The 19,010-nt window shown below is 66.0% G+C and carries 18 protein-coding genes and 1 tRNA gene; 3 read left to right on the top strand and 16 right to left on the bottom strand.

Annotated features, from left to right (window positions below; all coding sequences use genetic code 11):
- Position 1 precedes the first annotated feature (1 nt).
- The 10 genes from nuoH to ABD022_RS12715 form a co-directional block, all read right to left on the bottom strand.
- Positions 2-1,075 (bottom strand): NADH-quinone oxidoreductase subunit NuoH, encoded by a 1,074-nt coding sequence (gene nuoH, locus ABD022_RS12760; protein ID WP_325124296.1) that lies wholly within the window; start codon positions 1,073-1,075, stop codon positions 2-4.
- Complete coding sequence (gene nuoG / locus ABD022_RS12755) at positions 1,075-3,405, bottom strand: NADH-quinone oxidoreductase subunit NuoG (protein WP_325124297.1); 2,331 nt, start codon at positions 3,403-3,405, stop codon at positions 1,075-1,077. The genes nuoH and nuoG overlap by 1 nt, the downstream gene beginning before the upstream one ends.
- Before the next feature lie 14 nt (positions 3,406-3,419).
- Entirely contained in the window at positions 3,420-4,787 is a 1,368-nt protein-coding gene (nuoF, locus tag ABD022_RS12750) for an NADH-quinone oxidoreductase subunit NuoF (protein WP_325124298.1), read from the bottom strand.
- Positions 4,784-5,266: an NADH-quinone oxidoreductase subunit NuoE gene (gene nuoE, locus ABD022_RS12745; RefSeq protein WP_325124323.1), complete on the bottom strand. Its 483-nt coding sequence runs from the start codon at positions 5,264-5,266 to the stop codon at positions 4,784-4,786. The genes nuoF and nuoE overlap by 4 nt, the downstream gene beginning before the upstream one ends.
- Before the next feature lie 27 nt (positions 5,267-5,293).
- Positions 5,294-6,547, bottom strand: a complete 1,254-nt coding sequence (locus ABD022_RS12740; protein ID WP_343821595.1) for an NADH-quinone oxidoreductase subunit D — start codon at positions 6,545-6,547, stop codon at positions 5,294-5,296.
- A gap of 1 nt (position 6,548) precedes the next feature.
- Positions 6,549-7,163: an NADH-quinone oxidoreductase subunit C gene (locus tag ABD022_RS12735; RefSeq protein ID WP_343821593.1), complete on the bottom strand. Its 615-nt coding sequence runs from the start codon at positions 7,161-7,163 to the stop codon at positions 6,549-6,551.
- Positions 7,164-7,202: 39 nt separating this feature from the next.
- The gene (locus tag ABD022_RS12730; RefSeq protein WP_043680684.1) at positions 7,203-7,679 is read right to left on the bottom strand and encodes a NuoB/complex I 20 kDa subunit family protein; all 477 of its coding nucleotides are present in this window, start codon (positions 7,677-7,679) and stop codon (positions 7,203-7,205) included.
- Between the two features lie 13 nt (positions 7,680-7,692).
- The gene (locus ABD022_RS12725) at positions 7,693-8,052 is read right to left on the bottom strand and encodes an NADH-quinone oxidoreductase subunit A (RefSeq protein ID WP_343821589.1); all 360 of its coding nucleotides are present in this window, start codon (positions 8,050-8,052) and stop codon (positions 7,693-7,695) included.
- 292 nt (positions 8,053-8,344) lie between these two features.
- On the bottom strand, positions 8,345-8,659 hold the full coding sequence (locus ABD022_RS12720) for a DUF4148 domain-containing protein (RefSeq protein WP_325124302.1): 315 nt from the start codon (positions 8,657-8,659) through the stop codon (positions 8,345-8,347).
- 314 nt (positions 8,660-8,973) lie between these two features.
- Positions 8,974-10,125, bottom strand: a complete 1,152-nt coding sequence (locus tag ABD022_RS12715; RefSeq protein ID WP_343821587.1) for a porin — start codon at positions 10,123-10,125, stop codon at positions 8,974-8,976.
- A 304-nt stretch (positions 10,126-10,429) separates the two neighbouring features.
- Between ABD022_RS12715 and ABD022_RS12710 the strand changes: the two genes are divergently transcribed.
- Both ABD022_RS12710 and ABD022_RS12705 read left to right on the top strand, forming a co-directional pair.
- Complete coding sequence (locus ABD022_RS12710) at positions 10,430-11,590, top strand: alpha-hydroxy acid oxidase (protein WP_343821585.1); 1,161 nt, start codon at positions 10,430-10,432, stop codon at positions 11,588-11,590.
- On the top strand, positions 11,584-12,813 hold the full coding sequence (locus ABD022_RS12705; RefSeq protein ID WP_343821583.1) for a nucleoside recognition domain-containing protein: 1,230 nt from the start codon (positions 11,584-11,586) through the stop codon (positions 12,811-12,813). The genes ABD022_RS12710 and ABD022_RS12705 overlap by 7 nt, the downstream gene beginning before the upstream one ends.
- On the opposite strand, the gene ABD022_RS12700 is transcribed toward ABD022_RS12705, so the two are convergent.
- Complete coding sequence (locus ABD022_RS12700; RefSeq protein WP_325124306.1) at positions 12,795-13,730, bottom strand: ATP adenylyltransferase family protein; 936 nt, start codon at positions 13,728-13,730, stop codon at positions 12,795-12,797. The two genes, ABD022_RS12705 and ABD022_RS12700, sit on opposite strands and share 19 nt — an antisense overlap.
- Before the next feature lie 160 nt (positions 13,731-13,890).
- On the opposite strand from ABD022_RS12700, the gene ABD022_RS12695 reads away from it, so the two are divergent.
- On the top strand, positions 13,891-14,403 hold the full coding sequence (locus ABD022_RS12695) for a hypothetical protein (protein WP_325124324.1): 513 nt from the start codon (positions 13,891-13,893) through the stop codon (positions 14,401-14,403).
- A 28-nt stretch (positions 14,404-14,431) separates the two neighbouring features.
- Here the strand turns inward: ABD022_RS12695 and ABD022_RS12690 are convergent, their stop codons facing one another.
- From ABD022_RS12690 to tilS, 5 genes are all read right to left on the bottom strand, one after another.
- Positions 14,432-15,574, bottom strand: coding sequence for a YbfB/YjiJ family MFS transporter (locus tag ABD022_RS12690; protein ID WP_325124307.1), 1,143 nt, complete (start codon positions 15,572-15,574; stop codon positions 14,432-14,434).
- Positions 15,571-16,179: a TetR/AcrR family transcriptional regulator gene (locus ABD022_RS12685; RefSeq protein ID WP_325124308.1), complete on the bottom strand. Its 609-nt coding sequence runs from the start codon at positions 16,177-16,179 to the stop codon at positions 15,571-15,573. Before ABD022_RS12685 ends, ABD022_RS12690 begins: the two co-directional genes overlap by 4 nt.
- A gap of 249 nt (positions 16,180-16,428) precedes the next feature.
- A tRNA-Ser gene (locus tag ABD022_RS12680) sits at positions 16,429-16,521 on the bottom strand.
- Positions 16,522-16,592: 71 nt separating this feature from the next.
- Positions 16,593-17,858, bottom strand: coding sequence for an aspartate kinase (locus ABD022_RS12675; RefSeq protein WP_325124309.1), 1,266 nt, complete (start codon positions 17,856-17,858; stop codon positions 16,593-16,595).
- A gap of 44 nt (positions 17,859-17,902) precedes the next feature.
- Positions 17,903-19,009 (bottom strand): tRNA lysidine(34) synthetase TilS, encoded by a 1,107-nt coding sequence (gene tilS / locus ABD022_RS12670; protein WP_343821580.1) that lies wholly within the window; start codon positions 19,007-19,009, stop codon positions 17,903-17,905.
- Position 19,010: the final 1 nt, after the last annotated feature.

The following is a 19,010-nucleotide window of genomic DNA, read 5'->3' as shown; positions in this document are numbered from 1 at the left end:
CTTACTGCCAGATGTTCCAGGGCGTCTGCATCCAGATCGCCACCACCACCAGCCAGATCCCCGTCAGGGGAATGAAGACCTTCCAGCCCAGGCGCATGATCTGGTCATAGCGGTAGCGCGGGAACGTTGCGCGGAACCAGATGAACATGGACACCACCACGAAAGTCTTCAGACCCAGCCACAGCCAGCCCGGCACCCAGGTGAAGGGCGCGAAGTCCAGCGGCGCGGCCCAGCCGCCCAGGAACATGATCGAAGCCATCGCGGACAGCAGGATCATGTTGGCGTATTCGCCCAGGAAGAACAGCGCGAAGCCCATGCCGGAATATTCCACCATGTGGCCCGCCACGATTTCCGATTCGCCTTCCACCACGTCGAAGGGGTGGCGGTTGGTCTCGGCCACCGAGGACACGACGTAGATCACGAACAGCGGCAGCAGCGGCAGCCAGTTCCAGGACAGGAAGTTCAGGCCCATGCCGGCGAAATAGCCGACGCCCTGGCCCTCGACGATGCCCGACAGGTTGAGCGTGCCCGACACCAGCAGCACCGTGACCATGACGAAGCCGATGCCCAGTTCGTAGGACACCATCTGCGCCGAAGCGCGCAGCGCCCCCAGCAGCGCGTACTTCGAGTTCGACGCCCAGCCGGCCATGATGATGCCGTAGACCTCGATCGAGGTGATGGCCAGGATGAACAGCAGGCCCGCATTGACGTCGGCCAGGACCACTTCCGGCTGGAAGGGGATCACGGCCCAGGCCGCCAGCGCCGGCATCAGCGTGACCACGGGGGCCAGGATGTACAGCACGCGGTTGGCCTTGGACGGAACGATCAGTTCCTTGGTCAGCAGCTTGAACACGTCGGCGAAGGGCTGCAGCAGGCCGCGGTAGCCCACGCGGGTGGGCCCCAGGCGCACGTGCATGGCGCCGATCATCTTGCGTTCCCAGTACGTCAGGTAGGCCACGCACAGGATGATGGGCACGGCGATGACGACGATCTTCACCAGCGTCCAGACCACCAGCCAGGGGGTCTCGCCGATCAGGCCGGCGCCGAAGGCGTTGAGGGTGTTCAGCCAGTCCATTAGCAACGCTCCACCTGGATTGCGCCCGAGCCGATGCCCAGGGCGGCGGTCTGTTCAAAGGCCCCGGCGATGCGCACGGCCCCGTCGGCCACCGTATCGTCCAGGACGGCTTCCAGCTCGGCGGAGCCGTGGGCCGTGGACACGCGCACGGTGTCCCCGGCCGCCAGGCCCTGCGCCTGCAGCGTGGCGGCATTCATTGCCGCCCTCGGCGGCGCGGAATTGATGTGCTCCTGCAGCGGCTGCGAACGGCGCACCAGCGCGTCGGTGCGGTAGATGGGCAGCTCGGCCACGCGTTCCAGGCCGGCGGCCGGCGCCGGCGCGGCCGGCGCCAGGCGGATCTCGTTGGAGAGGCGGCCATCCAGGCCGCCCACCATCACGGTATCGCGCACCGATTCCGAGGTCTCGTCGTCGAATCCCTGCAGATCCATCAGGTTGCCCAGGACGCGCAGGACCTTCCAGGCCGGGCGGGTGTCGCCCACCGGGGCGGCCACGCCCTTGAAGCTCTGCACGCGGCCCTCGGCATTGACGAAGGTGCCGGACGTTTCGGTGAAGGGCGCAATCGGCAGCATCACGTCGGCCCAGTCCTCGGCCGCCGAACGGAAGGCCGTGAAGGCCACCGCCATGGCGGAACCCTGCAGCGCGCGCACGGCGCGCTCGCCCAGCTCGCTGTCCAGGCGCGGTTCGGCATGCAGCACCAGATAGGCCTTGAGCGGCTCGCCGCCCAGCATGCGGCGGGCATCCAGGCCGCCGTTGGCCGGCACGGCCCCCGCCAGGTAACCCCCCACGGTATTGCCGCCGGGAGTCAGGAAGCCGAAGCGGCCACCTGCCAGCTGGGCAATCGCCTGGGCGTTGGCTGCCAGCTGCGCGGCCTGGTCGTCGGACAGGGCCAGGTTGCCCATCAGCACCGCGACCTGCTCGCCGGAGGCGAGGCTGGCGGCGATGGCGCGCGCGGATTCACCCGGCTGGACGCCGGACAGGCCCTCGGGCACGGGCTGGGATTTGATTTCGGCCAGGGCGACGGCGATTTCGGCCAGGGCGGATGCCAGGGCCGACGGTTTGACCGTGATGCGGCCGGTGACCGGCACCAGGGGGTCGGCCGCGACACTGTCCACCAGGGACAGCTGCATGCCCCGCTTGGCGGCCTGGCGCAGGCGCTGCGCCAGCAGCGGATGATCCTTGCGCAGGAAGGAGCCGACCACCAGGGTGCGGTCCAGGGCGTTCAGGTCGGCGATCGGCATGCCCAGCCAGGGCGCGCCCGTGCGCACGGCATCAAAGGCCGCACCGTCGCCGCGCAGGCGGAAGTCGATGTTGTCCGAACCCAGGGCGCGCGTCAGGCGCGCCAGCAATGCCAGTTCTTCGAGCGTGGCGGTTTCGGTGGCCAGCGCGCCGATCTGGGCGCCGCCGCCATCCTCGCGCACCTGCTTGAGGCCGGTGACCACCGACTGCAGCGCGTCGGACCAGGAGGCTTCGTGCCACTGGCCGTCGCAGCCGCGCACCATCGGGTGCTGCAGGCGGTCCTCGACATACAGGCCGGCGTAGGAAAAGCGGTCGCGGTCACTGATCCAGCATTCGTTGACCGGCTCGTTTTCAAAGGGCACCACGCGCAGCACGCGGTCCATCTTGGTCTGCACCACCAGGTTGGCGCCCACGCTGTCGTGCGGGCTGACCGAGCGGCGGCGCGCCAGTTCCCAGGTGCGGGCGCTCATGCTGAAGGGCTTGGACAGCAGCGCGCCCACCGGGCAGACGTCGATCATGTTGCCCGACAGCTCGGATTCCACGGCCTCGCCCACGAAAGTGGTGATCTCGGAGAACTCGCCCCGGTTCAGCATGCCGATTTCCATGTAACCGCCGATTTCCTGGCCCACGCGGACGCAGCGGGTGCAGTGGATGCAGCGCTGCATCTGCTCGGCCGAGATCAGCGGCCCCATGGACTTGTGGAAGACCACGCGCTTGGGTTCCTTGTAGCGCGAGGCCGATTCGCCGTAGCCCACGGCCAGATCCTGCAGCTGGCATTCGCCGCCCTGGTCGCAGACCGGGCAATCCAGCGGGTGATTGATCAGCAGGAATTCCATCACCGCGCGCTGGGCGTCGATGGCCTTGGGCGAGCGGGTGTGCACCACCATGCCGTTGGTGACGGGCGTGGCACAGGCCGGCAGGGCCTTGGGGGCCTTTTCGACCTCGACCAGGCACATGCGGCAGTTGGCGGCAATGCTGAGCTTCTTGTGATAGCAGAAATGGGGGATGTACAGGCCCGCCGCATGGGCAGCCTGGATGACCATGCTGCCTTCTGCGGCTTCGACCTTAAGCCCGTCGATGGTGAGTTCTACCATGGCGTGTCCTGACCCTACAGATACTTGGCAACCACGCAGTCCTTGTGGTCCACGTGGTGCACGAATTCGTCGCGGAAATGCTTGATGAAGCTGCGCACGGGCATGGCGGCCGCATCGGCCAGGGCGCAGATCGTGCGCCCCATCATGTTGTGCGCCACGGAGTCCAGGGTTTCGATGTCTTCCATCGTGCCCTGGCCGTGTTCCATGCGGTTCATCATGCGGTACAGCCAGCCGGTGCCCTCGCGGCAGGGCGTGCACTGGCCGCAGGATTCCTCGAAGTAGAAATACGACAGGCGCATCAGCGACTTGACCATGCAGCGGGTCTCGTCCATGACGATCACCGCGCCCGAGCCCAGCATGGAGCCGGCCTTGGCGATCGAGTCGTAGTCCATGTTGGTCTGCATCATGATGTCGGCCGGCAGCACCGGGGCCGAAGACCCCCCGGGGATCACGGCCTTGAGCTTGCGCCCGCCGCGCACCCCGCCCGCCAGTTCGAGCAGCTTGGAAAACGGCGTGCCCAGCGGGATTTCGTAGTTGCCGGGGCGTTCGACGTCGCCCGAGACCGAGAAGATCTTGGTGCCGCCCGCCTTTTCGATGCCGAGATCGGCGTAGGCCTGGGCGCCCATGCGGATCACCCACGGCACGGCCGCGAAGGTCTCGGTGTTGTTGATCGTGGTGGGCTTGCCGTACAGGCCGAAGCTGGCCGGGAACGGCGGCTTGAAGCGCGGCTGGCCCTTTTTGCCTTCCAGGGATTCCAGCAGCGCGGTTTCCTCGCCGCAGATGTAGGCGCCGAAGCCATGGTGCGAGTGCAGCTGGAAGCTGAAGCCCGAACCCAGGATGTTTTCACCCAGGAAGCCTGCCTCGCGGGCTTCTTCCAGGGCCTGCTCGAAGCGCTGGTGGATCTGGAAGATCTCGCCGTGGATGTAGTTGTAGCCCACCGACGCGCCCATCGCGAAGCCGCCGATGATCATGCCTTCGATCACGGCGTGCGGGTTGTAGCGCAGGATGTCGCGGTCCTTGAAGGTACCGGGCTCGCCTTCGTCGGAATTGCAGACGACGTATTTCTGGCCGGGAATGTTGCGCGGCATGAAGGACCATTTCAGGCCCGTCGGGAAGCCCGCGCCGCCGCGGCCGCGCAGGTTCGAGGCCTTGAGCTCGGCGATCACGTCGTCGGCCGTCATGCCCGACAGGACTTTCTTCAGGGCTTCGTAGCCGCCGCGCGCCATGTAGTCGCGGATGCCCCAGTTGTTGCCGTCCAGGTCCGCCAGGATCTGCGGCTGGATGTGGCGGCCGTGGAAAATCATGCTGCGGGAGGGATCGCCTCCGAGGTCGGGCGACAGCGCGTCCGTGGAAAATTTCTGCAGTACGTCCAGAGCGCTCATGCGGATTCCTTCAGTTCACCAATCAGGGCATCGATCTTTTCCGGCTGCATCCGGCAGCACATGTGCGTGCCGTTGGCCAGCATCACCGGCGCGTCGCCGCACGCGCCCATGCATTCGCCCTCGACCAGGGTGAACAGGCCGTCCGGCGTGGTTTCGTGGAAATCGATGCCCAGCTTGCGCTTGAGGTGTTCGGCCGCCTGCGTGGCGCCCTGGAGCGCACAGGGCAGATTGGTGCAGATGGTCAGCGTGTAGCGGCCCACCGGCTTGGTGTTGTACATGTTGTAGAAGGTCGCGACTTCCTGGACGGCGACCGGCGGCATGCCCAGATAGGCGGCCACGTCGCGGATCACGTCCGGAGACACCCAGCCCTTCTCGCCCTGGGCGATCGTCAGCGCCGCCATCACGGCGGACTGCTTCTGGTCCGCCGGATACTTGGCGATTTCCCGGTCGATGTCCCGGTAGGCTTGTTCGGAAAGCAGCATAATCAGATTCCCTTTGATGTCCGGCTAGCGATCGATTTCGCCGAACACGATGTCCTGGGTCCCGATGATGGTGACCACGTCGGCGATCATGTGGCCCTTGGACATTTCCTCGAGCGATTGCAGGTGGGCAAAGCCCGGCGCGCGGATCTTCAGGCGGTAGGGCTTGTTGGCCCCGTCGGACACCAGGTAGATGCCGAATTCGCCCTTGGGGTGTTCCACGGCGGCGTAGGCTTCGCCTTCGGGAACGTGCATGCCCTCGGTGAAGAGCTTGAAGTGGTGGATCAGGTCTTCCATGCCCGTCTTCATGCGTTCGCGCTTGGGCGGGGCGACCTTGTGGTTGTCGGTGATGACCGGGCCGGGGTTGTTGCGCAGCCATTCCACGCACTGGCGGATGATGCGGTTGGATTCACGCATTTCCGCGATGCGGCACAGATAGCGGTCGTAGCAGTCGCCGTTCTTGCCCACGGGAATGTCGAATTCCAGGCGGTCGTAGACTTCGTAGGGCTGCTTCTTGCGCAGGTCCCATTCGACGCCGGAGCCGCGCAGCATGGGGCCCGTGAAACCCAGCGCCAGGGCGCGTTCAGGCGAGACCACGCCGACATCGACCAGGCGCTGCTTCCAGATGCGATTGTCCGTCAGCAGGACTTCGTATTCGTCGACACAGGCCGGGAAGCGGTTGGTGAAGTCTTCGATGAAATCCAGCAGCGAACCCGAACGCGATTCGTTCATGGCGCGCAGTTCCTTGTCGGAACGGTACTTGGAGCCCTTGTACTGCGGCATGGTGTCGGGCAGGTCGCGGTACACACCGCCCGGACGGTAGTAGGCCGCGTGCATGCGCGCGCCCGAAACCGCCTCGTAGCAGTCCATCAGGTCCTCGCGTTCGCGGAAGGCGTACAGGAACACCGCCATGGCGCCCACATCCAGCGCGTGCGAACCGAGCGACATCAGGTGGTTCAGGATGCGCGTGATCTCGTCGAACATGACGCGGATGTACTGCGCGCGCAACGGGATTTCGATACCCAGCAGCTTTTCCACGGCCATGCAGTAGGCGTGCTCGTTGCACATCATGGACACGTAGTCCAGACGGTCCATGTAGGGCAGCGTCTGCAGGAACGTGCGGGTTTCGGCCAGTTTTTCGGTGGCCCGGTGCAGCAGTCCGATGTGCGGGTCGGCCCGCTGGACGACTTCGCCGTCGAGTTCGAGCACCAGGCGCAACACCCCGTGCGCGGCCGGGTGCTGCGGGCCGAAGTTCAGGTTGTAATTCTGGATCTCTGCCATATCAGTACCGCTCTATTCCGTAGTGATCCTCGCGCACGACGCGCGGGGTGATCTCGCGCGGCTCGATCGTGACCGGTTGATAAATGACGCGCTTCTGTTCGGGGTCGTAGCGCATTTCCACGTGGCCGAAAATCGGGAAATCCTTGCGGAACGGATGGCCGATGAAGCCATAGTCCGTCAGGATGCGGCGCAGGTCGGGATGGCCTTCGAAGACGATGCCGAAAAGGTCGAAGGCTTCGCGCTCGTACCAGTTGACCGCGGGCCAGATGTCGACCAGCGAGGCAATCACCGGAAAGTCGTCGTCGGGCGTGTATGCCCGCACCCGCAGGCGCCAGTTGTGCGTCACCGACAGCAGGTGGATCACCACGGCGAAGCGCTGGGGATGCCGGGCATGGGACGCGTCGTAGGTGGGCGCCTTCCAGGCGGAAAAGTCGACCCCGCAGAGGTCGATGCAGGTTTCGAAGCGCAGACTGGCGTGGTCGCGCAGCACGCGGCAGGTTTCCACCCAGGCGTCGGCGGGCACCTGCAGCGTCAGTTCGCCCCGGTCCTCGGTCAGATCGGCCGAGGCCCCCAGGACCGCGCGCAGATTCGTGTCTAAAGTCTGTAGCCGTGTCATAGCGTTGTATCAGCGGTGTTGGACGGCGCCGGGCGGTGCCTAGCGGGCGATGGTGTTGGTCAGGCGGATCTTGTTCTGCATCTGCAGCAAGCCGTAGACCAGAGCTTCGGCCGTGGGCGGGCAGCCCGGCACGTAGACGTCCACCGGCACGATGCGGTCGCAGCCGCGCACGACGGAGTAGGAGTAGTGGTAATAGCCGCCGCCATTGGCACAGGACCCCATGGACACCACCCAGCGGGGTTCGGGCATCTGGTCGTAGACCTTGCGCAGGGCCGGGGCCATTTTGTTGCACAGCGTGCCGGCCACGATCATCAGGTCGGACTGGCGCGGGCTGGGGCGGAAAATGATGCCGAACTGATCCAGGTCGTAGCGCGCCGCGCCGGCGTGCATCATCTCGACCGCGCAACAGGCCAGGCCGAACGTCATGGGCCACAGCGAGCCCGTCTTTGCCCAGTTCAGGAACTTGTCCGCGCTGGTGGTGATGAAGCCTTTGTCCATGACACCTTCGATAGCCATGATGAACCCCCGTTTATTCCCAATCCAGCGCGCCGCGCCGCCATTCGTAGATGAAGCCGACCGTCAGCACGCCGAGGAAGATGGCGACCGTCCAGAAACCCACCATGCCCACCACGCCATTGGCCATGGCCCAGGGGAAGAGGAAGGCGATTTCCAGGTCGAACATGATGAACAGGATGGCCACCAGGTAGTAGCGCACGTCGAACTTCATACGCGAATCGCCGAAGGCCTCGAAACCGCATTCGTAGGCCGAGAGCTTTTCGGCGTCTGGCACGTTCCTGCCCAGCAGACGGCCCGCGCCCAGCAGGGCCGCGCCGATCAGCGTGGCGACGATGATGAAAAGCAGCACGGGAAAGTACTGTGCCAGATTCATGAGCAGCCCCTGTTCCAGAAGATCAAACTGTGGGATTGTAGCATTTCGACAAGCCCGATCGCCGGGAAAACCCGGGGTGGAAACATATTCGAGATCAAGAATTTCAGAAGATCACGGGATGCCTTTCAAGCACCTGAAAATGCACGTGTCTTCGTGCAGACCGAAGGACGGCGCGGGCACTCCTGCGCAGGACGAAGCAGGCGCACTCTGCAAAAAAAGCCTGCCGCGCAAATGCGCGGCAGGCTTTTCGACCAGATGGACTCTCGCTGTCTTCCAGCGTGAGACCACGGTATTACAGTGTGCGGGGATACTGGCCGTTGTCACCGATGGTCAGCAGGCCGGCGCTCTTGGCCTGGTTCAGCTCGTTCAGGACCTGGGCGCGGGTCAGTGCCTGATCACCGGCCTGCGATCCGGGATAGCTGGTTTGCTCGCCCACGACGACCAGGCCTTGGGATTGGGCCATGCGCAGCGCCTGGACGATATCCGCACGGGATTGCGTGCTGGGCGTCACGATTTCCGGATAGTTGGCCTGATCGGCCCGGGCGATGCCGGCAGAAGCAAGGCCCAGGGACAGCAGGGCGATGGAGGCAGCAGTGGCGACTTTCATGATGGTTTCCTTCAGTACAGGTGTTTGTGAAAGAACAGGATTCGCCGGTTTCACATTTGGCGAGTCATGTCCTGCTCTGATGGAAACAGTGTGCGCTTTTGCTGTACTGGGATAAACAGGGCTGAAGCTAATTCATTTTTCCATTTTTGTTGATAATCGGGTGTCACAAGAGGCGGCATTCATCCGTCATGGCCCAGAATGCAAAAAACCACCCCGAGGGGTGGTTTTTTGCATCGGGGACCGAAGTCCCCGCAGTTCGTGACGGCCCGGCGAACCGGGCCGCATCGCCAGCGTGGACCAGCCACGCGAAACGATTAGAACTTGTGGTTCAGGCCGATACCGGCTTCGGTACCCTTCAGGTCACGCACGTAACCCAGGTTCTTGCCGTACGAAGCGTACGTGTAGACACCGGTGCGCTTGGACAGGGGGTAGAAGTAGTTGATCTGATAGGTGCTGATGTTGCCAGCATCGTCGCCCAGCTTGTCGCTGTCGTCCAGGTTGGAAGTGGAGTAGCTCCAGCCAGCGTACAGGGTGCCGCCACCGATGGGGGCGCTCAGACCAACGTGGTAGTTGTTCGACTTGAAGTCAGTGAATGCAACGCTCGGCGCACTATCCAGACCGTCGACACCCGAGGCCCAACCCAGCTTGCCATTGCGGTCTTGACCGTAGGCCAGACCCAGCTTCACAACCTCGAAGTCATAGGCGGCATTGAGGTTCCAGCTGGTAATAGCCTTTTCGTTCTTCGTCTGGCCGCTACGATCATAGCTGGCACCAGCGCTGATCGGGCCATTGGCGTACATCAGACCCACGGACGTACGGGAGGTACGCTCACGGGAAGCCGGTTCGGCGTCGGTAATCTCAGAACCATCCCAAATGGACGGGACAGCAGCCCAGCCTTGGCCATTGACACGATCAATCGCATCAGAGCCTTCGGAGCCATACAGAGCAACGAACTTGAAACCCGCGAAATCAGGCGTCACGTACTTGAAGGAGTTGTCGATACGGTTGCCATAACCCGTGCCGCCGAATACCTTATCCACGTCACCGAGATTCCAGCCGTTGACGATCAGGTTACCGACTTCAACGCCGGCGCTGTACTGGCGACCCATGGTGAAGGTACCCCAGCTGTCGCTGGACAGACCGACGAAGGCTTGGCGGTGGAACTGGCGGCTGGAGGAACCCTGACCGTTACCCAGGTCGAAACCTTGTTCCAGTTGGAAGATGGCGCGCAGGCCGTCGCCCAGGTCTTCGGAGCCCTTCAGGCCGAAACGGTTACCGTTGACGGTGCCGCTGCGCAGACCGGAAGACTTGGAGGTGGCGTCAATACCACCACGGTCGTACTTGTAGCTTTGGTAGCCGTAGCCGGTATCCAGGATACCGTACAGCGTCACGGACGTTTCTGCTTGAGCAACGCCAGCGGTGGCAAAGCCGGCCAGCAGAGCAGCAGCGAGCAGAGTCTTTTTCATGTAAGAAATCTCCGTAGATTTGTGTGAATCAGAGCAGGCCAACAACATCCTTGCTGCTGCTCTTCCAACTCCGCGATGGGAAGTTGTAGGTATTGCATCAAAAATCCGGGACAAACGCCATGTTGGGCGGGACAAAACGGCCAGTTTCCCAGGAAGCCGTTGCAAGTTCACAACAACGATCGGACCGACCCGACCCCCGATCGGGGATTACCCTGATGTTGTATCCGGATCTGTCTTCCGATGCCTGCACCCGCAGCGTATCATCGCCTGCATCGCCGCAATCCCTGTCCTCCGGAGATTCCCCTTGCCCGCCCTGAACAAGATCACCTGCGTCGAGGATTTCCGCCGCGTCGCAAGGCGCCGCGTGCCGCGCATGTTCTACGACTACATGGATTCAGGGTCCTGGACCGAGTCCACCTACCGCGCCAATGAATCCGATCTGCAGGCGCTGAAGTTCCGGCAGCGGGTGGCGGTGGACATCGCCCGGCGCAGCCTGCGGACGCGCCTGCTGGGCGAGGACGTCGCCATGCCGCTGGCCCTGGCGCCGACGGGGCTGACGGGCATGCAGCGCGCCGACGGCGAGATCCTGGCCGCCCGGGCGGCGGAGCGCTTCGGCGTGCCGTTCACGCTGTCGACCATGAGCATCTGCTCGATCGAAGACGTGGCGGCCCGCACCAGCCGGCCGTTCTGGTTCCAGTTGTACGTGATGCGCGACCGGGATTTCATCGGGCGGCTGATCGACCGCGCCCGCGCGGCGCGCTGCTCGGCCCTGATGGTGACGCTGGACCTGCAGGTGATGGGCCAGCGGCACAAGGACATCAAGAACGGCCTGTCCACCCCGCCCCGCCCCACGCTGGCCAACCTGGCGAACCTGGCGCTCAAGCCGCAGTGGTGCCTGGAAATGCTGCGCACGCCCCGGCGCGCGTTCGGCAACATCGTCGGGCATGCCAAGGGCGTGGCGGACATGCGCTCGCTGGCGTCCTGGACCGCGGAGCAATTCGACGCCGCGCTGAACTGGGACGATCTGGCCTGGATCAAGGAGCGCTGGGGCGGCAAGCTGATCGTGAAGGGCATCATGGACGAACAGGATGCCCGCCATGCGGTGGACGCGGGCGCGGACGCGCTGGTGGTGTCGAACCACGGCGGGCGCCAGCTGGACGGCGCGCCTTCGTCGATCGCCGCCCTGCCGGGCATCGCGCAGGCCGTGGGCGACCGCATCGAGGTCTGGATGGACGGCGGCGTGCGCAGCGGCCAGGATACGCTGCGCGCCCTGGCGCTGGGCGCGCGCGGCGTGCTGATCGGCCGGGCGTTCCTGTATGCCCTGGCCGCCTACGGCGAGGCCGGCGTGCTGCGCTGCCTGGAACTGATGGCCAACGAGCTGGACGTGACCATGGCCTTCTGCGGCCGCACACGGGTCCAGGACGTGGATCGCCGCGTGCTGGTGAACCCAGAAGCCGCATGCTGAACATCCTCTGGCTCGGATTCTTCCTGATCGCGGCGGCGGCCGCGCTGTTCCGGTGGCTCGTCCTGGGCGATGCGGACGTGTTCGCCCGCCTGATCGCCAGCCTGTTCGACATGGCGGACCTGTCGGTCAAGCTGATGCTGCTGCTGTTCGGCACGCTGACGCTGTGGATGGGCTTTCTGAAGATCGCGGAATCGGCCGGGCTGGTGGCCGGGCTGGCCAGGCTGCTGGGGCCGCTGTTCCGGCGCCTGATGCCGGAAGTGCCGGCCGGGCACCCGGCCCTGGGACTGATCACGCTGAACTTCGCCGCCAATGCGCTGGGGCTGGACAACGCCGCCACACCGATCGGCCTGCGGGCCATGCACGCGCTGCAGACGCTGAACCCGGAACCCAAGGCAGCCAGCAATGCGCAGATCCTGTTCCTGGTGCTGAATTCGTCGTCGCTGACGCTGTTGCCGGTGACGATCTTCATGTACCGGGCACAGCAGGGCGCGGCCGATCCGACACTGGTGTTCCTGCCGATCCTGCTGGCGACGTCGGCCTCGACGCTGGTGGGGCTGCTGTCGGTGGCCTTCATGCAGCGCCTGCGGCTGCACGACCCCGTGGTGCTGGCCTGGCTGGGCAGCGGCGCGCTGCTGCTGGGCGGATTCATGGCGCTGCTGGCATCGATGAGCGCGGCCGCCGTGGCCGCCCTGTCGTCGCTGCTGGGCAATCTGGTGCTGTTCGGAATCCTGATCGTCTTCCTCGCCGCCGGCGCCTGGAAACGCATCCCGGTCTACGAGCGCTTCATCGAAGGCGCCAGGGACGGCTTCGACGTCTGCAAGGGGCTGCTGCCCTACCTGGTGGCCATGCTGTGCGCGGTGGGCGTGCTGCGCGCTTCGGGGGCGCTGGACGTGCTGCTGGACGGCATCCGCTGGCTGGTGCATACGGGCGGGCTGGACACGCGCTTCGTCGATGCGCTGCCCACCGCCCTGGTCAAGCCGTTTTCCGGCAGCGCGGCGCGCGCGCTGATGATCGAAACCATGCAGCACAGCGGGCCGGACAGCTTCCCCGCCCTGCTGGCCGCCACGGTACAGGGCAGCACCGAGACGACTTTCTACGTGCTGGCGGTGTATTTCGGGGCGGTCGGCATCCAGCGCGCGCGCCACGCCGTGGGCTGCGCCCTGCTGGCGGACCTGGCCGGCGTGCTGGCCTCGATCGGGGTGTGCTACTGGTTTTTCGCGTAGACCTGCCCCGGCACACCCACGCTGGCCAGCGCCCGCAGCGGACCCGCGGCGCGGATGGCGCCGATCTGGGCGGGATCGCGCACATAGATCGTGCCGCCGAAAGACAGGGCATTCAGGGACACACCCTGGAAGTGTTCCTGGCTGCGCGGCAGCACCAGCATCCAGCCATCGCCCACCAGCATGTTGCAGGGCGGCAGCAGGCCGTCTGCGCCGGGCCGCAGGTCGAGCGCAGCGCAGGCCTGGCCGAACGCGATCAGCATCGCCCGGGCGCTGGCCCCTGCATCGGCGCCCAGCCCCGCATCCACGCGCACGAAGCAATGCGCCATGTCGAGCGCGGGGTGGCGGACGATCGCACCCTGTGCCTGATCCGCCGGCAGGCCGGCCCCCAGGGCGCGCAGCGACGCGTTGCCGGGCGCATCGGGAATCCACTGCACGTGCTTGTGCCGCTGGCTGGCGCCCGCGGCGGCACCGCCGTTGTAGAACCCCAGGCCGCCTTCTTTCGACAGGATGAAAGCCAGTGCCTGGAAGTCGATTTCCTCCAGCGGCGAGAGCTGCTCGGCAAATGCCCGGCGCGCCAGCACCAGGTGGTGGAGACACACGGGAAACTTGTTCAGGATGGCGACGTGGTGTTCCCCCACCGGACCGACGAGCAAGGCCGGATCGGGTTTCAGGAAAGGATTGAAATCGGGATCGCGCGGCCCGCCCGGCAGGATCGTGGGCTGGCCTTGCGCGGCTTGCGGCCGGCTGGCGCCATCCCTGGCGGCGTCCTTGGCGGCCAGGGCAGCCACCCAGCGGACGATGAACGGCAGGCCCTGGTCCTCGATCACGACCTGCTCGGCCAGGATAGGCTGCAAGTCGCCCGACGCAATGGCTTGATCGCTGCGCGCACGCACGGCATCCATGAAGCTAGAATGCATATTCCTCCCCCTGCATGGGCGGTGTTCGTCCCGCCAGCCGCGCCGGCGGATTCCCGAGTCCGCCGGCAGATTTTCCCGATTGTAGGAGATCGCCGCCAAAGATGCCCGATCGGGGGATGAAAACCGCACATGGAGGCGTTTCATGTTTTCTTGCCCACGCATGCGGCCTTTGGCCCGAAGCATCCTGGCAGCCGGCGCGGGCCTTTGGCTGGCGGGCTGCGCCAATATCGCCGCCACCCCGCCCGGCACGCCTCTGGCCCAGGTGACGGCGCAGTTCGGCGCACCCACGCTGCAATGCGTGGACCGCCAGGGCCGCGACCGCGTGGTCTGGTCGCGGCAGCCCCTGGGCCAGTACGCCTGGGGCGCCACGGTGGATGCCCAGGGCCGGGTCCAGGGCGTCGAGCCCATCCTGACCGACGAGCACTTCCAGATCCTGAAGCAGGGCGAATGGACGGCGGACCAGGTGCGCTGCGAGTTCGGCCCGCCGGCGATCATCGACACGGCAGGCCTGCCCAACGTGCGCCAGGTCGTCTGGAGCTACCGCTACAAGCAGGACCACGTCTGGAATTCACTGATGTATGTCTTCATGGGCCCGCAGGGCGACCGGGTGACGAAATTCCACCCGGGGCCCGACCCGATGTTCGACAAGGAACTGATGTTCCCAAGGTTCTGAGGCCCTGGCGGCCCGATCCCGCGCGGGCTCAGGCCAGCGGTTTCTGCCACATGGCCAGCACACCGGACAGCAGCAGCATGGCGGCCGATACGGCCAGCCCGAAGGACAGCGAGCCAGCCCGATCGCTGATCCATCCGCAAGCGGCCGGGCCGATCGTCTGGCCAATGGCGAACAGGCTGGTGGCGACCGCCATGGCATTGCCCCAGGCCGGCCGCGCCAAATTGCCCTTGACGAAGCCGGTCACCGCGGAAGGCACCATGAAGACGCTGCCGCCCACCAGCATCGCGGACAACCAGATGCCCGCCAGGTTGGGCAGGACCAAGGGCAGCGCCGCGCCCGCCGTCAGCACGAACAGGGCGGCCCCCATGGGCATGCCGTCCCGGCGCCCGTTGAACAGCCGCGCCCAGAGCACCGGAGCCAGCAAGGTCGCCACACCCAGCAGCCCCCACATCACGGAAGTGGTCATGGCCAGGAGAGTCGCGTCGGCGGTGTGATGGCGCACCCAGGCCACCATGAAGGTCATGTAGGCGATGTAGCCCAGCCCGAAAATGAAATACGCGCTCAGTATCGGCATGCAGAACCGCCATGGCCACCGGGCGCTGGCGCGCACGGACGAGGGTTCCGCAATGTCCGCAGCAGCGCGGATCGCGGCGATGGCACACGGCAGGCAGATGATTCCCATGGCGATCCACGCCGCCGGCCAGGCGCCCGCCCCTTGCCATTCAAAAAGCCATGGCAATGCCGCGCCCGTCAGCAGCATGCCCAGCCCGCCGCCGCTGAAGAAGATCACGATGGCGCGCGTGCCGAGCACCCCCGCCAGCACGCCCCCGCAGATGAAGGCACCCGCTCCGCCGAATCCGGCCGCGAACCGGAAGACGCCCAGCCAGAAGAAATCATGCGTCAGTCCGCTGGCCAGCACCGAAAACGTCGTCAGCGCCATGCCCCCCATGAACAGGCGCCGGTTTCCCAGCCGCGCGACAAAGTGGATCGTCAGCACGGCGCCCAGCAGATAGCCGAGCGCGTTCACGGTATTGAGCCAGCCCGCCTGCGCGTAGTTCAGCTGCAGGTCCGCCCGCATCGCCGGCAGGATCAGCGCGTAGCCGAAGCGCGCGAAGCCCACGGCGACCGCCGACCCGCCGGACAGCGCCCAGGCAAGGGCGGCCGGCCTCATGGTTGCCCCCCGCAGCGCCGTGCCGTGCCGGACTCGGCCGCATCGATCAGCGTTTCGAGGGCGGCGCGGGCCGCCCGCACAGGCGCGTCGCTGTAGCCGATCTGGGCGGCGGCGATGGCGCCGTCCCACAGCAGCTGGCATTGCACAGCGAACTGCCGGGGCTCGCGCCACCCCGCCTGCGCCGCGATCCGTTCGAACTCCTCGATCATGCGCCGCTTGTGCCGCAGGGCGAGCGCGAAGCCGGGATGCGCCGGGTCGGCCAGTTCGACCGCCGCATTGATGAACGCGCAACCGCGAAACCCGGGATCGCCGGCGATGCGATCAAGATAGTCGAACACGGCCAGGATCCGACCGCGCGGCGTACCGGCCTCCTGCATGGCGGCCCGGATGCCTTCGAGACGCCGCTCCCTGCGCTGGTCGAGCACCGCGCTGATGATGTCGTTCTTGGACTTGAAGTGATGATAGAGCGTCATCCGGGCCACGCCGCTGGCCTCGATGATTTCGTTGACGCCCACATGCGTGATGCCCTTGCGATAGAACAGGTCCGACGCGCAGGACAGGATGCGTGAACGGGCGATTGAAACGGCACCGGCTGGTCGCGCCATGATGGAAGCCCCTGGGTTGGATGACAGTTAATTATACATACCATTCTGTATAATTAATGAGGAACATCCCCACCTCGCCGGATCGCATGCCCGGCACGGGCCGCCGCCAGTTCTTGCCCGCGCCCCGGCCTTGATGCCGGGCTCGCTGGAAGACGCGATCAGGGCAAAACCGATCGGCCAAAGAAAAACCCGCAGAACCGGGGGTTCGGCGGGTTTCGGGAGCCCGGCGCGCAGGCGCCGGAATCTTGCTGGCGGAGACGGAGGGATTCGAACCCTCGATGCGGGTATAAGCCGCATGCTCCCTTAGCAGGGGAGTACCTTCAACCTCTCGGCCACGTCTCCAGCAAAACCGGAATTCTAGCACAGGACACGGCACGCGCTGGCAAGGCACGGCCCATGTCCCGGCACGCTCGTCAGGCTTCGGCCTGGATGGCTTCCTGGTCCAGTTCGAAGGCCTTGTGCAGGGCGCGCACGGCCAGTTCCATGTACTTGTCGTTGATCAGCACGGAAGTCTTGATTTCCGAGGTGCTGATCATCTGGATGTTGATGCCTTCTTCGGCCAGGGTGCGGAACATCAGGCTGGCCACGCCGACGTGGCTGCGCATGCCGATGCCGACGATGGAGACCTTGGCGACCTTGTCGTCGGAGACGACTTCGCCGGCGCCCACGGCCGGGCCGACCTGGTTCTTCAGCAGATCCAGGGTGCGCGCGAAGTCGTTGCGGTTGACCGTGAAGGAGAAGTCGGTCATGCCCTGCTGGGAGATGTTCTGCAGGATCATGTCCACGTCGATGTTGGCCGCGGCCACGGGGCCCAGGATCGAATAGGCCACGCCCGGGGTATCGGGCACGTTGCGCAGGGTGACTTTGGCTTCGTCGCGGCTGAAGGCGATGCCGGATACAACGGCGGTTTCCATTTTCTGGTCTTCCTCGAAAGTGATGAGCGTGCCCGAGTGCATTTCCTCGTCGACCGGGATCATGGGATCGGTCAGCGAGGACAGGACCCGCAGCGGCACCTGGTATTTGCCGGCGAATTCGACGGAACGGATCTGCAGGACCTTGGAGCCGAGCGAAGCCATTTCCAGCATTTCCTCGAAGGAAATGACGTTCATGCGGCGGGCTTCGGGAACGACGCGCGGATCGGTGGTGTAGACGCCATCCACATCCGTGAAGATGAGGCATTCGTCGGCGCCCATCGCGGCGGCGACTGCCACGGCCGAAGTATCCGAGCCGCCCCGCCCCAGGGTCGTGATGTGTCCTTCGTCGTCGATGCCCTGGAAGCCGGTGACGATCACCACGCGGCCCGCATCGAGGTCGGTGCGGATGCGGGTATCGTCGATGGAGCGGATGCGCGCCTTGGTGTAGGCGCTGTCGGTGCGCACCGGCACCTGCCAGCCGGCGTAGCTGCGGGCGGCCACGCCCTGGCGCATCAGGGCGATGGCCAGCAGCGCGCTGCTGGCCTGCTCGCCGGTGGCGGCCAGCATGTCGAGTTCGCGCAGATCGGGCTGAGGAGAGATTTCCTTGGCCAGGCCCAGCAGGCGATTGGTTTCGCCCGCCATGGCCGAGGGCACGACGACGACCTGGTGGCCGGCGGCGTGCCATTTGGCGACCCGCCGCGCGACGTTCTGAATGCGTTCGACGGAGCCCATCGAGGTGCCGCCGTATTTCTGGACGATTAGCATGTTGCCTTGACGAAGAGTGAAGCCCGGGGAACCAGCAAAACGAATTATTCTACCCGGGTTTTCCATAGGCAGCAGACACGGCCGCGCCGCACCACGATCCAGACGCCTTCGTGGCGCAGTTGCACGCTCCGATCATGACCCAGCGCGTGGACTTCGCGCAGCTGGCGCAACCAGGCCCGCAGGCGGGCTTCGGTGGGCATGCGCAAGCCCAGGATACCCAGCCAATGGCGCAGCACCTGGACCTGGCGCGGCGCCGGCAGCGCGCGCCAGGCGGCGAGCGAGAAGTCCCGCCCGTCGGGCGAAGGATCCAGTCCCAGCCAGTCGTCCTGCGCGGCCGCTTCCACCCAATCCGACAGTTCCCCGGCCTGGGCGGCATGGCGGGCGAGGTTGCGGCGCCAGGCGGGCCAGCGCTCGTCCAGCACCGGCGCCAGCCGGGCGCGCAAGGCGCCACGGGCATAGCGGCCGTCGGCATTGCTGGGGTCGTCCGCCGGCCGCCAGCCGGTCAGCGTCTCGAAGCGCCGCGCGCAATCCAGGATGGCGGACCGCGGCTGGTCAAGCCAGGGCCGGATCCAAACCAGGCCATTGCGCTCCGTCACGGGCCGCATGGCCGCCAGGCCCGACGGCCCGGTGCCGCGCAGCAGGCGCAGCAGCACGGTTTCCGCCTGGTCGTCCTGGTGATGCGCCAGCAGCACATGCCCGACACCGGCATGGACAGCCAGTTCGGCCAGGGCGGCGTAGCGGGCGTCCCGGGCGGCGGCTTCCATGCCCCGCCCGTCGACATCGACGGCCACCCGCCTGCTGTGGCAGCCGGCATCCAGAAGATCTGCCAGCCGATGTGCACGGGCCTGCCAGTCGTCGGCTTCGGCCTGCAGGCCGTGGTGGATATGGAAGCAATGCAGGCGCAGGCCACGCCGCCGGGCCACGCCGGCCACATGCGCGGCCAGCATGGCCGAGTCGGCCCCGGCGCTCAGGGCCACGCCGATGGCCGCGCCCGCGGGCTGCCCCGCCAGGGCGGCGTCGACTGCCCGCAGCAGGGCCGGATCCAGCGCCTGGAGCCAGGGATCGGGGTGTTCGCCGGACGCGGCGCGGGGCCGCGGAGAATGGCGGGGTGAGGCCTTGTCCGGCCGCCCCGCCCCGCCGGCGCGCGTCATG

The sequence above is a fragment of the Castellaniella daejeonensis genome, from assembly GCF_039523555.1.
Lineage (GTDB): Bacteria > Pseudomonadota > Gammaproteobacteria > Burkholderiales > Burkholderiaceae_B > Castellaniella > Castellaniella daejeonensis.
Note: the sequence above shows the minus strand (reverse complement) of the source record. Positions and strands in the feature narration are given on the sequence as shown.